10 protein-coding genes are annotated in these 12,368 nt (G+C 55.7%); all 10 read right to left on the bottom strand.

From position 1 onward, the window contains the following. Positions 1–99: 99 nt before the first annotated feature. The 10 genes from HZA73_08555 to HZA73_08510 all read right to left on the bottom strand — a co-directional run bounded on the left by HZA73_08555 (position 100) and on the right by HZA73_08510 (position 12,354). The gene (locus HZA73_08555) at positions 100–1,923 is read right to left on the bottom strand and encodes a M6 family metalloprotease domain-containing protein (protein ID MBI5806081.1); all 1,824 of its coding nucleotides are present in this window, start codon (positions 1,921–1,923) and stop codon (positions 100–102) included. Between the two features lie 106 nt (positions 1,924–2,029). Continuing rightward, positions 2,030–3,346, bottom strand: coding sequence for a replication-associated recombination protein A (locus HZA73_08550; GenBank protein MBI5806080.1), 1,317 nt, complete (start codon positions 3,344–3,346; stop codon positions 2,030–2,032). Between the two features lie 190 nt (positions 3,347–3,536). After that, positions 3,537–4,637, bottom strand: a complete 1,101-nt coding sequence (locus tag HZA73_08545) for a DegT/DnrJ/EryC1/StrS family aminotransferase (GenBank protein ID MBI5806079.1) — start codon at positions 4,635–4,637, stop codon at positions 3,537–3,539. A gap of 31 nt (positions 4,638–4,668) precedes the next feature. Then, complete coding sequence (locus tag HZA73_08540; GenBank protein MBI5806078.1) at positions 4,669–5,673, bottom strand: PD-(D/E)XK nuclease family protein; 1,005 nt, start codon at positions 5,671–5,673, stop codon at positions 4,669–4,671. Between the two features lie 157 nt (positions 5,674–5,830). Continuing rightward, entirely contained in the window at positions 5,831–7,606 is a 1,776-nt protein-coding gene (gene ptsP, locus HZA73_08535; GenBank protein MBI5806077.1) for a phosphoenolpyruvate--protein phosphotransferase, read from the bottom strand. A gap of 4 nt (positions 7,607–7,610) precedes the next feature. Next, complete coding sequence (locus HZA73_08530) at positions 7,611–7,877, bottom strand: HPr family phosphocarrier protein (GenBank protein MBI5806076.1); 267 nt, start codon at positions 7,875–7,877, stop codon at positions 7,611–7,613. After that, positions 7,877–9,958, bottom strand: a complete 2,082-nt coding sequence (locus HZA73_08525; GenBank protein MBI5806075.1) for a DUF1926 domain-containing protein — start codon at positions 9,956–9,958, stop codon at positions 7,877–7,879. The genes HZA73_08530 and HZA73_08525 overlap by 1 nt, the downstream gene beginning before the upstream one ends. 273 nt (positions 9,959–10,231) lie before the next feature. After that, the gene (locus HZA73_08520; GenBank protein ID MBI5806074.1) at positions 10,232–10,435 is read right to left on the bottom strand and encodes a nucleotidyltransferase domain-containing protein; all 204 of its coding nucleotides are present in this window, start codon (positions 10,433–10,435) and stop codon (positions 10,232–10,234) included. Positions 10,436–10,638: 203 nt separating this feature from the next. After that, on the bottom strand, positions 10,639–11,280 hold the full coding sequence (locus HZA73_08515) for a hypothetical protein (protein MBI5806073.1): 642 nt from the start codon (positions 11,278–11,280) through the stop codon (positions 10,639–10,641). Between the two features lie 105 nt (positions 11,281–11,385). Further along, complete coding sequence (locus HZA73_08510) at positions 11,386–12,354, bottom strand: HPr kinase/phosphorylase (protein MBI5806072.1); 969 nt, start codon at positions 12,352–12,354, stop codon at positions 11,386–11,388. Between the last annotated feature and the right edge of the window lie 14 nt (positions 12,355–12,368).

Raw genomic sequence — 12,368 nt, 5'->3', positions numbered from 1 at the left:
AGAATGAATTTCAAATGTTTTTTACGATCAGTAAAATCTGCTGGAATCGTTCGATTGAGCCTTTGTCGAAGCCTGCGTCCGGTAATTGCTCCCCGGGAATTATTTCACCACCACCAATTTCTTGGTACTGCTGTAATCACCAGACTGAAGGCGGTAGAAATATACACCCTGGACCTGTTGCGATGTATTCCAATTCAGGCTGTGTGTTCCGGCGGGCTTAAATCCCAGGTCGAACTTCTGTACAGTTTGTCCCAGCATATTGTATATTTCCAAACTGGCCCGTCCGGCTTTGGGTAATTGATAACTGAAAGTAATCTGGCCTTTGGCCGGGTTGGGATATGAGTTGCCGAGAACGAAGGCCTCCGGCATCGGTCCGGCCTGGGGCTGGCCCTCCACCCCGGTGGGAACGGCTACGAACATGCTGCAAGCCATGGCGGCCGAGCCGGCCGGGATGGCCCGGATAGCGGTCATGGTGTGGGACCCTCCGGTGGTCGATGAAGTACCGTTGAGGTAGGTGACCGGATAGGCAGTGCCGTTGCTGTCGAAGCTGGCCTGGGTGGATGACATCCAAATATCTGCAGCGTCGCTGCTGCTGCCGTTCCACAGTTCCGAAGAATACCCGGCAGTGGTCATGTCGGTCTCCTCCATGGCCACGCCATAGGGCCGGGCCACGCCGCCGCTGGTATACTTATTGTTGACGGTGTTGTTGGAAAGGTAGGTGGTGGTGGTATAGGTGCTGTCTATGTGGTAGATGGCCAGGCCGCCCGGAGAAGTGGACAGAAGCAGGGAATCCCAGCGGACGCTGCTGACCGGACCCATCCCCAGTTCGTAGCGGTTCTCAATCAGCCAGAATTGTTTAGTAGTGTCGGACCCTAGCCTGGCCAGCTTGTAGCTGCTGCCCGTGGCCGTGGCCATGATTCCGTTTACAGTGTAAAGGTTGTCGTTGGTCACCAGAGCGGGACTAGCCCAGCCCAGAAAGCGCCGGGCCCAGACATCCAACGCCGCCGGCCGAGCGTTGGTGATGCCGTTTCCGCCCCAGGAACCGCCGGCCATCAAAGACCAGTTGCCCAGGCCGGAGCCGGAACCATAACCATAGGCATCGGTATCATAGAGATCCGGCAGTCCAATGGCATGGCCGAACTCATGGCAGAATACTCCGCAGCCTATTTGCTCGGTATTACCTGCATTCCCGTCGGCATAATTGGTGCGCTCCGGCATGATGATGTAATCGTCAATCTTCATATACTGCCCGGCGTGACCCGGCCATGGATCGTTGGTGGTATAATAGGTGGCACCACTGCCATAACCTGACAAGTAAAAACTATGTGACCAAATATTGTTGACGCTGCCTGTCTCCTCCGCACCCTTGCCGGCATGGACCACCCACAGGACATCCACATAACCGTCGTCGTTCTGGTCATAACCGGTGGAAAAATCCACGAAAGAGTCGGCATGGGCCAGCACTTTTTTAATGAACTCGTATGTGTTGGCGGTAGTTCCACCGTTCATCCCGTAATTCCCGCCGCCATAATAAGAAACCGTATTGTTGCTGGTGCGCCAGATATCAACAGCACCCGAACAGCTCATGGCGTTGTAAGACATGTCGCGGTAGTAGTTGTTGACGGATTTGACCTGAGTCCCGGTGTTGAACAGCAGGTTCTGAAAGTCGGCCTGGGTGTTGGTAGCCGCCAGGTCGGTGAAGTAGCCCATCACCACTGGGTAGCTGCGGCTGCCGGAGATCTTGGCCGATTTGGATTTGAGGCTCAGTTCCCTTTCATGTCCGCGCAGGGGGCTGTCCATTCCCTGCAGACGCATAACCTTCAAGGCTTCGGGTTCCTGAATGCCCTGAAACGGCGGCATGGCGAAGGAGACCGCGGCCACAGCCAGCAGACACAGCGCCATAAGAATATTCTTCAGTTTCATTCTATCAAGTCCTCCAAAAGTTTATGATTTCGGATAAATTTCAACACTTCATTATAATAACAGAAAACACCAAAGTCAAGTGTTTTTGGGAAAAATCGGGGATCGTTCAATTCCCTTCCCGCTCTTTTTTCTTCCGGCCCTCCCAGCCCCGGTCGGAGGGGGAATAGAATTTCTTATTTTTGATCTCGTCCGGCAGGTGCTGCTGGTCCACCTTGGCGTCCGGTTCGTCGTGGGCGTAACGGTAACCGGCCCCGTAACCCACCTCCTTCATCAGCTTGGTGACCGCGTTGCGGATCACCAGCGGCACCGGCATGGCCCCGCTTTGTTCGATCTCCCGCTGCACCGCGCCGTAGGCCTTGTAGACCGAGTTGCTCTTGGGAGCCAGGGCTAAATAAAGGCAGGCCTGGGCCAAAGCCAGCTCGCCCTCGGGGGAGCCCAGGAAGTGATAAGTGTCCTTGGCCTGGTTGGCTATCAGCAGGGCATTGGGGTCGGCCAGGCCGATGTCCTCGGCGGCAAAGCGGATCATCCGCCGGGCCACGTAAAGCGGATCTTCGCCCGAGGCCAGCATCCGGGCCAGCCAGTACAGCGATCCGTCGGGGTCGGAGTCGCGCAGGGACTTGTGCAGGGCCGAGATCAGGTTGTAGTGCTCCTCCCCGGCCTTGTCGTAGAGCAGGGATTTCTTTTGCATGGCCTCCTCGGCCAGGTGCAGTGTCACTGTCAGCCTCCCGGAAGCATCGGGCTTGGCCATGGAGACAGCGATCTCCAATGCATTGAGCGCGGTGCGGGCGTCGCCCTGGCAGGCCTGGGAGATGAACTCCAGAGCATCGGACTCAGCGGTCACTTGAAGGGGTTTGAGGCCGAGTTCGCTGTTGATCGCTCTCTGCAATATCGAAAGTATGTGGGCAGCCTCCAGCCCCTTCAGTATCAGCACTTTGGAACGGGACAGCAAGGCCGAGATCACCTCGAACGAGGGGTTCTCGGTGGTGGCCCCGATAAGCACCACCGTGCCCTTTTCCACGTGGGGCAGAAAGGCGTCCTGCTGGGCCTTATTGAAGCGGTGGATCTCGTCCACGAAGAGGATGGTGCGCGCGCCCCGCACCGCCCGCTTCTGCTCGGCCTCCTTGATGACCTCCTTGATCTCCTTGATGCCCGAGGTCACCGCCGAGAACTCCACGAAGTTGGCCTGGACGGTGTTGGCCAGCACCCGGGCCAAAGTGGTCTTGCCCGAGCCTGGCGGCCCCCAGAAGATAAGCGAGGGGATCTGCCCGGACTCTATAAGATTCCTAAGCACCTTGCCCGGCCCGATCAGGTGCTCCTGGCCCACCACCTCGTCCAAGGTGCGGGGCCGCATCCGGTCGGCCAGGGGGACGTTGGCCTGGGGAACGTCAGCCTGGGGGAATATGTCGGTTTGTTTTTTGTTCATTTTTTAATTAGCCACAGAAAGCACATAAAACACAAAATATATTTCTATAATTATGCACATTTATTCCAAGTTTCCTGTCCATAAAAATAATATAAAGATTAAAATAGGCTATCGTACAGCAGGACCAAAATGTTTATTTCCATTTTTGTGTCCTTTGTGCCTTTTGTGGTTGATTAGTTCCCCTTTATACTTAATGCCCCTTCACTGCTGCGATCACCGCATCCTGCTGTTCTTCCTTCATCTCGGGATAGATGGGCAGGGACAGCACTTCTTTAGCCGCCAACTCGGCCTCCGGCAGAGAACCTTCCTTAAGGCCCAGGAACTCAAAGGCCGGCTGCAGGTGCAGCGCGATGGGATAGTGAATGGCGTAAGGGATGCCCTGCTTGGTAAGGCGCTCCTCCAATGCTCCCCGGTCCTTGGCCCTGATGGTGTACTGGTGATAGATGTGAACGTTGTGGTCCAGGGAAACCGGCGGCGTGATGCCGGCGATACCGGTGAAAGCGGACGTATAACGGGCGGCCAGCTCCCGGCGCCTCTGGTTCCATTTGTCCAGGTGTTTCAGTTTGACCAAAAGAACCGCGGCCTGCAATGCATCCAGCCGGGAGTTCATCCCCAGCTTGGCGTGGTGATACTTCTTGTCCTGGCCGTGCTGGCGCAGCATTTTCACTTCATTATACAGCGCCTCGTCATCGGTCAGCACCAGGCCGCCGTCGCCGTAGGCGCCCAGGTTCTTGGTGGGGTAAAAACTGAAGGCGGCCAGGTGGCCCAGGGATCCGGTCTGCCTGCCGCGGTAAGATGCCCCCAGGCTCTGAGCGCAGTCCTCGATGATCTTCAGGTTGTGCTTTTGGGCCAGGGCCTTGATCTGGTCCATCTCCGCCGCCTGGCCGTACAGGTGGACCGGGATGACGGCCTTGGTGCGCGGGGTGATGGCGGCCTCTATCTTTTTGGGGTCGATGTTCAACGTGTCCGGGCGGATGTCGGCGAACACCGGTTTGGCGTCAAGCCAGCAGACCACCTCGGCGGTGGCGATGAAGGTGAAGGGCGTGGTGATGACCTCATCCCCGGCCTTGACCCCGGCGGCTTTTAGCAAAAGGTACAGGGCGTCGGTGCCGGAGTTCACCCCGATGCCGTATTTGGCGCCCGCAAATTTAGCCACCGACTGCTCGAGGTCGGCCACGGTCTTGCCCAGCACAAAGCCGCCGGTAGAGACCACGGCGGCCATGGCGGCGTCTATCTCGGGCTTGATGCTTTGGTACTGGGCGGGCAGGTCCAGGAATTCAACTTTTGTCATTTTGTGTTGTGTATGTTGAGTGTTTTGTTATTCAAGGAAGTATAGTAGCTGGGGCTCTATCTTTCGACTTGTCCCTTGCTTCTTGTATTGTTTGACTTGTCAGCAGTAGATCTAACATTGCCCAAACTCTTATACTCCTAACCATTTTCTTTCCTGCTTTTACTTCGTGTGTGGGTTTGATTGCAGGTCCTAAATGGTATAAATAATGAGGTTTATCCCAAGTTTGTTTTGCAATTGTTTTAAAATGCAATGAAGGGTCCGTAAATACTTCATATTTGTCAATGTGATGAATTGATTGAAGTATGCCGCCGTATCGAAAGGCAATGTAGTTGGGGGGTTCCGCTGGCCAACCGCCTCTTCCTCCGCCAACAGGATGAAAGTATTTTAAATCCTTATTAACTATATCCTGCCATAAAATGTTCCCCCTCTCTGGCATACCACTACCAAGGGAAACAACATAAACCCAATTACTATCTATTTTTTGCATACTGCTTATTTTGTTAAGGTAAGTATTTAGTTCTTTTAAAATTCTATTTTCAGCATCACGCCCGATTGATTTTGACGCAGATGCTAATTGCTGAATGTCTTTCCAAGAAACTACTTCAACTGAAATTGATTGAATATTTGTTGTTATGAAATGCGTCTTTGTAAATGCAGGGATGCTTTCATTAATAACAATAATACGCTTGTCTTCCGCAGATGAGTATTTAAATGAAGGTCTTGAAGCATATTTATCGAGTTGTCCTTCTGTCGGAAAAGTCCAACCACGCTTTGCTTCTATAATTATATGAAATTCTTTTTCTTGGATTATTTCAAAATCAGTAAAGCCTTTTTCTTTTTCGTGGGCCTGAAGTCGTATTTTTATTTTGTTAGGCTGGAAGGGTGCCTTGATGTTTATGCGTTGAAGAAACTTTTGCAAAAACTGGTTGCAATTAGCAAAGGTAAAGCCAACACTATATGAAATGTCGTTTTCCTTTTGCCCAAGAAGTTGAAAAACACTGTCAACCTTGTCGTTAAATATGTAAAGTTCTGCCATTATCTTTTGTTTCTGATTATAGATTTACCACTAACTACTGGTTTGCGTGGCTATTGCATATTGTTTTGGCATTGTTATCAGATAAAAAGTTGTTGGTATATCAGCGTACATCGACGATAATCAGCGTTTATCAGCGTTCCGGTTGGTTCTTAGTCGCTCAGTTTCTCTCCAGCGAGCATATCTGCCCGGCCAGTTTCAGGTCCGGCAGGATATTGACCACAAAATCAAACAACAGCCGGCGGATGACCATGGGATCCGGCTCCTCCATCACCCTGGCCGCCACCTTGCGGCATTCGTCCACGCTCAAATTCATGATCATCCTTTTTATCTCCGGCACCGAGGCCGGGTTCATGCTGAACTCGTCCAGTCCCAGGCCCAAAAGCAGCGGCATGGCCAGCGGATCGGCGCACATCTCTCCGCACATCCCCACCCAGATCCCGGCCCGGTGGCCCTGTTCCGAGACCTCCCGGATCAGGCGCAGCACCGCCGGGTTGAAGGGATCGTACAGCCCGGCCACTTTCTGGTTGCTGCGGTCCACCGCCAGGGTGTACTGGGTCAGATCGTTGGAACCGATGCTGAAGAAATCCACCTCCCTGGCCAGCTGGCGCGAGGTCAACGCGGCCGAGGGTGTCTCCACCATTATCCCCAGCTGGCAGCCGGGATCGAACTTGTGCCCCTGAGCCTTCAGCTCGTCCTTGACCTCGGCGATCATCTGCTTGGCGCTGATGACCTCGGACAGGCAGCAGATCATGGGCAGCATGATCTTGACCTGGCCGTGGGCCGAGGCCCGGAGGATGGCCCTAAGCTGGGGCTTGAATATCTCGGGCCGGTCCAGGCAGAACCTGATGGCCCGCCATCCCATGAAGGGATTGGCCTCGCTTAATGGTCCGGTCTTGTTGTCCAGCTTGTCGCCGCCCAGGTCAAAGGTCCGGAAGATCACGGGATCGGGACTGAGTTTTTCCGCCACCCGGCGGTAGACCTGGTACTGCTCCTCCTCGGTGGGCAGATGGTCCGAGGTCAGGAACAGGAATTCGGTGCGGTAAAGGCCCACTCCCTTGGCTCCGTGGGAAAGCACCGAGGCGGTCTCCTCCGGCATCTCGATGTTGGCCGAAAGCTCCACCTGGTGGCCGTCCTTGGTCACCGCCTTCTGGCGGCGCAGGCGCTTGAGGTTGGCCAGGTGCTTTAAGAAAACCTTCTGTTCCTCGCGGTAAAGTTCCAGGGTTTGGGGGCCGGGATTGAATATGGCCAACCCCCGTGCTCCGTCCAGTATCACCGGCAGGCCGGATGCGGCCTTCAGCATCAGGTCCGGAGCGCCCACCACCGCCGGGATCTCCAGGCTGCGGGCCACGATGGCGGTATGGGAGGTCTTTCCCCCGGACTCGGTGATGAAGCCCAGTATTTTTTTATGGGTCATCAAAGCGGTGTCGGCCGGAGAAAGCTCGTGGGCCAGCACTATGGCGTCCTTCGGCAGCTCCTGCATCGGCAGGGTGCTTTGGGCCTCGATGTGTTTGATCACCCGCCAGATCATGTCCCGGATGTCGGCCGACCTTTCCTTGAGGTAAGCGTTGCTGGAGTTCTGCATGCCCTGGGCCACCTCCTCCATCACTTCCTTGAACGACGAGGCGGCGTCCTGCCGCTGTTCCTTGATCCGGCGGGCCGTGCCTTCGAAGGTCTCGGGATCGTCCAGCATTAAAAGCTGGGCGTCCCAGATGGCGGCCGCCTCCTCCCCCATCCGCAGCACGATCTGCTGTTTCAGTTCGGAGAATTCGGCCTTGGCCCGGATCAGTCCGGCCTTGAATTTCTCCAGCTCCCGCCCGGTGTCGCTGACCCGGTATTTGACGGCCGTGACGGCCGCCTTGCGGTAGACGAAGGCCCGGCCGATGGCTATGCCCGGAGAGGCCGGCAGGCCGCTGATCCTGAATTCGGCGTTCACTTTTTTAATCCTCGTTGAATTTATCGGCTATCAGCTTGCCCAGAGCCTCCAGCACCAGGGCTTCGTCCTCGCCCTCGGCCCGGACGGTAAGGGTGGAACCGGGCTCGGCCGCCAGCATCATCACCCCCATGATGCTCTTGCCGTTGACCTCGGTCTCGTCCTTGCGGGCCCAGACCTTGGATTTGAATTTCCCGGCTGTCTTGACGAACAGGGCCGAGGGCCGGGCGTGCATTCCCAAACGGTTGACGATGGTGAAAGATCTTTCCTGCATCAAATTGCCTTATGTTCCAGTGTGAAAATTAATGTTTGCGGCCGGTCCGGCAAAAGTTTTATCCTTTTATTCCATAAAAAACACGAGCACTGGTAGTTCCGCTCCAGCCCAGATTCCGACTGGGAGACGGTCTCCACCGGAAAACGCCAGAGATCCCAGGCCTGGTCCAGGTCAAAGTCGACGGAAAGGTTGCGGTATCCGTCAATCACCGAGAGCTGGGAAATATCCTGATCCTGGGCCCGGACATTGAGGGCTTCGGTGGACAGTATCTGGCTGGCGCTCCGGCAGTGCCGCCCGAAACCCGAAGACAGCAGGCCGAAGTTGAACTCTATCCCCGGCCAGATCTCCATTTCCTTAAGACCGCAGTTCATCCAGCTGTATTCTATCCTGAATGACGGCCCGGTCCCGAAGACGATCTTCTTGACGACGGTCAGATCGTTTATTATTTTTGTGAGTTCCACCGTGGCCCGTTCCGCTTCCCTGTTTGTCTCATGAACCCATGCACCGTTTAAGCCCGGCTCCTGCTCCCGGTGGCAGTTGCGGTAAAATGATTCCAGGTCCGTCTCCGGCCCCAGCAGGTGGTCCACCAGGCCTACCCGGCGGAAGGAGTCGTAGAACAGGATGTTCTGCAGGCCCTCTTCCTTGGAGACCACCATCTCGTGGATGCTCTTGCCCTGGGATGCGCTTTGATCGCCCGGCTTCGGAATATTCCGGTGGTAGCTTTCGGGTCGGCGGGCCAGGGTATCGAACAGGTTTATCTCCTTTTCCCGGGCATCCCACTCCACCAGACTGCCGCCGGCGGCCGGGGACAGGTAAAGCCTGCTATGACGGTTGGACAGTTCCACTTCGTTTTGGCCGTCGCCGTCAAAATCGAATTCCCTGGCCTCCAGAGAGGGCGCAGAGGTTTCAGGGTTTGATCCCATCAGATTCTCGGCCCGGATCAGATGCCGGTACAGCGCCTCGCGCAGGTGCGGCAGATACAGGCCGCCGAACACTCCGTGCCAGTATCCGCAGTTACACTGCCCCCGGTACAGTTCCCGCAGGACCTCGGGACCCTGGCCAGAAACCTTGGCCGAGACCGAGAGCATCTTGCGGTAGATGTTGTTGGATTCGGGGTATTTAGTCAAAAAATCCCGCCAGGTGCCGCCCTTGACGAACGGGCTGTAACGGGGATAGCTGCCCTCGCCCTTCAGCCTTTGGGTCAGCTCCGAATAGACCGCCTCGGCTTTCGGATCCAGCGCCCATTCCCCCATCTCGGCGTAGGAGGCGGTGGGCAGGTAGATCCGGCCCCTGGCCGGAAGCGCTTCCAGCGCCTGGCTGAAAGTAGAGAGTTCCAGCCACTCCTTGTTCGCTTCCAGCGCGTCCAGGAAATTTTTCAGCCAGCCCTTTTCATAGGCCAGTTCGTGGGTGCCAGGCCAGACCCCGAACTTTTCCCCGTCGTCGGCCAGTACGGCCAAAGTCTCCCGATCCGGCTGGTACAGGGTTTTAAGATGGGCGATGACCTCGTCCACATTGTGGAAGGGGATCAGATAGCGGAGCTGCTGGCTGATGGGAAAGACGGCCAGCGGCTGGCCCTGGTCCTCGGTGATATAGTGGCCGTCAAGATCCTGGTCGTTCTTGCCGGAGCATTTGAAATGATAGTCGTCCAGCACCGTGTACTTTATCCCGGCGCCGGCCAGGACCGAGGCCAGCCCCGGCTCCCACACCCGCTCGGCCAGCCAGACCCCGGACGGGGTTTTGCCGAATTTGTTATTCAGGAACTCCGACATCATCTTCAGCTGGCCCTGCTTGTCGCGGTCGGGGATGGCCGGCATGATGGGCTCGTAAAATCCCCCACCCAAAAGCTCGACCTGCCCGGTCCGGACCATGGTGTTGACCTGTTCCAGGTATTCCGGGTGATGCTGTTCCAGCCACTCCCACAGGCAGCCGCTGTTGTGCAGGGTGAACCTGAACCAGGGATAGCCGGCCACGACATCCAGGAAAGGCTTGTAGGCCTTCTGGTAGGCATCCTCAAACACAAAGTCGAAATTGCCCACCGGCTGGTGGTTGTGAACCCCGAATATGAATTTTAGTTTGGGCATAGATTATTGATTTTATTTGGGAACTCATCCCCTTACTCCCCTTCTCTTTTAAAGAGAAGGGGTTGGGGGTTGAGTTAATCTGTCATTTCTAACACACCGGCTTTCGCCAGATTGCTTTGAGCTCTTTTAAGCCATTCTTTGGCCAGGTCGCTATTTTTCATAAACCACTTTCCCGTTTTTCGCGATCTCGCTGTAGATCATAAAACGGTTGTTTTTGAGCTTCAAATAATTCTCGGGAGTTTCCACAATTATATCCATGGCGATATTACAGCCTCATAGCATTTTGTATATATCTTGGGCCATTTTCCGCTTATTGACAACTCCGGCTTTAAGCAGGCAAATGTCATAATCGCTCCATTCCTTGTTCTTGCGGTCAGCCCTGGAGCCGAAAAGGATTATTTTTTGGGGCCGGATCTTTTTTACAATGAGATCAATGGTGTTCTTAAAATCCGCGCCGTTTTTATTGTTTTTCTCCATGTTTATCCTGCTTCGTGTTTTCAACTACTGGTGGTTGTGAACCCCTAATATGAATTTTAGTTTGGACATAGATGATTGATATATTTGGGAACTCATCCCCTTACTCCCCTTCTCTGGAACTTGTGCTGAGCGATGCACTGAGTTATGCCTAAGTGTTTATCGAAGCAAAGAGAAGGAGTTGGGGGTTGAGTTCATTCCTTAAGCTATTTTCTTCTCTTCTGCGGTTGGCCGGTCTGGCTGGGGGTAACGGTCTGAGAAGCCGGGACCGCCGTGCCGCCCGAGAACACCACGGCCGCCTCGCGCATGGCGTCCAAAAGATTGGACACGTCCCCTGAGTACTTGCGGGAAAAGGCCTGGTCTATCTCCCCGGTCTTGACGTCCATGATCCGCAGTTCCACCACGTACATCACGCCCAGCTTGCCAATGGTGCCGCCCACCATTTTCTGCACGCCTAAAAGCTGTCCGGCCTCCACCAGGCAGGCCCCCTGGTCGCAGGCCCCGCTCTGCTGGAACCCTTGTTCCTTCAGGATCTCGTCGCGCTTGGAGCGCTCCACCACCTTGTAGTACTTGGTGTTCACGAACTCGTTCAGCAGCTTGTCGGTCAGCATCGACACCTCCTGCGGCGACAGGCCAGAGGTGACGTTCAGGTCCATCACCGAGATGGTAAGTTTTGGGCCCTGGGGCGCCGGGACCGAAGAATAGACGGGTTGGGTCTGGGTGGCCGGGGTGGCCTTCGACCCGCTTAACAGCGAGCCGGTGGTTGGGCCTGCCGACTTTACTGCGCAGCCGGTCAGAATCAACGTCAAGAATAGGCCGATGACAGCGGCAAGTGAACTTCTCTTCATCATATCTCCGTTTACAGGTTATGGGATCACGGTATCAGCATGGTTATTGACCTATCCCTTACCTCCCTCTCCTAAAGCATTAGGAGAGGGAATGAGGGTGAGGTCTCACTCCAGGTCGTCCTCCTCGAACTTGGCGGCCTCGAACTTCTTCTGCATGGACTCCAGCAGACGGTTGTTGAACTCCTCCGGTGTCCGGTAGCCGCAGGCCTTTAAAAGCTGGTTCATGGCTATCACTTCGGAGATGACGCTGATGTTCTTGCCCGGCACCACCGGCACCGTCACCAGCGGGATCTCCACCCCCAGGATGGTGGTGGGCTGTTCGTCCAGGCCCACCCGCTCATAATCCTCGTCGTCGCTCCAGCGCTTCAGCCGTATCTCCACTTCTATCCGCTTGCGCATCCGCACCGCCCGGATGCCGAAGATAGTGGCCAGGTCTATTATCCCGATGCCCCGGATCTCCATGTTGTGCCTCAGCAGCTTGTTGCCGTAGCCCACCAGCACGCTTTGGCCGCGCTTTTTGATCTCCACCACGTCGTCGGCCACCAGCCGGTGCCCCCGCTCCACCAGGTCCAGGGCGCATTCGCTCTTGCCGATGCCTGAGTCGCCGGTGTACAGCAGGCCCAGGCCGTAGACATCCACCAAAGTACCGTGGACCGTGGTGGTGGGGGCCAGCTTGTTGTCGATGTAGGAGGAAAGCTTATGGATGAAGTCTGTGGTGTCCAGCCCGGTGCGTAGCAGGGGAATCTTGCGTTCCAGGCAGGTGGCCAGCAGTTCGGGATGGGCGGCCAGCCCCTTGGTGATGATGATACAGGGCAGCTCAAAGGAGGTAATCCGCTTGATAGCCTCGATGCGCTTGTCCGGCTTCAGGGTCTCCAGGTACCCGGTCTCGGTGATCCCGATTATCTGGACCCGCTCCCACAGGAAATACCCCATGTAGCCGGAAAGGGCCAGCCCCGGACGATTGGTGTCGGCAATTATGATCTTGCGATCCAGCCCGGCCGGGCCGGTCAAAAGTTCAAGATGCAGGAATTCCTGCCGGTCGTTCAGCACCTCCTGTACCGATATCTCCTTCATGGTCACCCTCGCAA

The sequence above is a fragment of the candidate division TA06 bacterium genome (genome assembly GCA_016235665.1).
Taxonomy (GTDB): Bacteria; Edwardsbacteria; AC1; order AC1; family EtOH8; genus UBA5202.
This window is presented reverse-complemented; position numbering and strand designations above follow the sequence as displayed.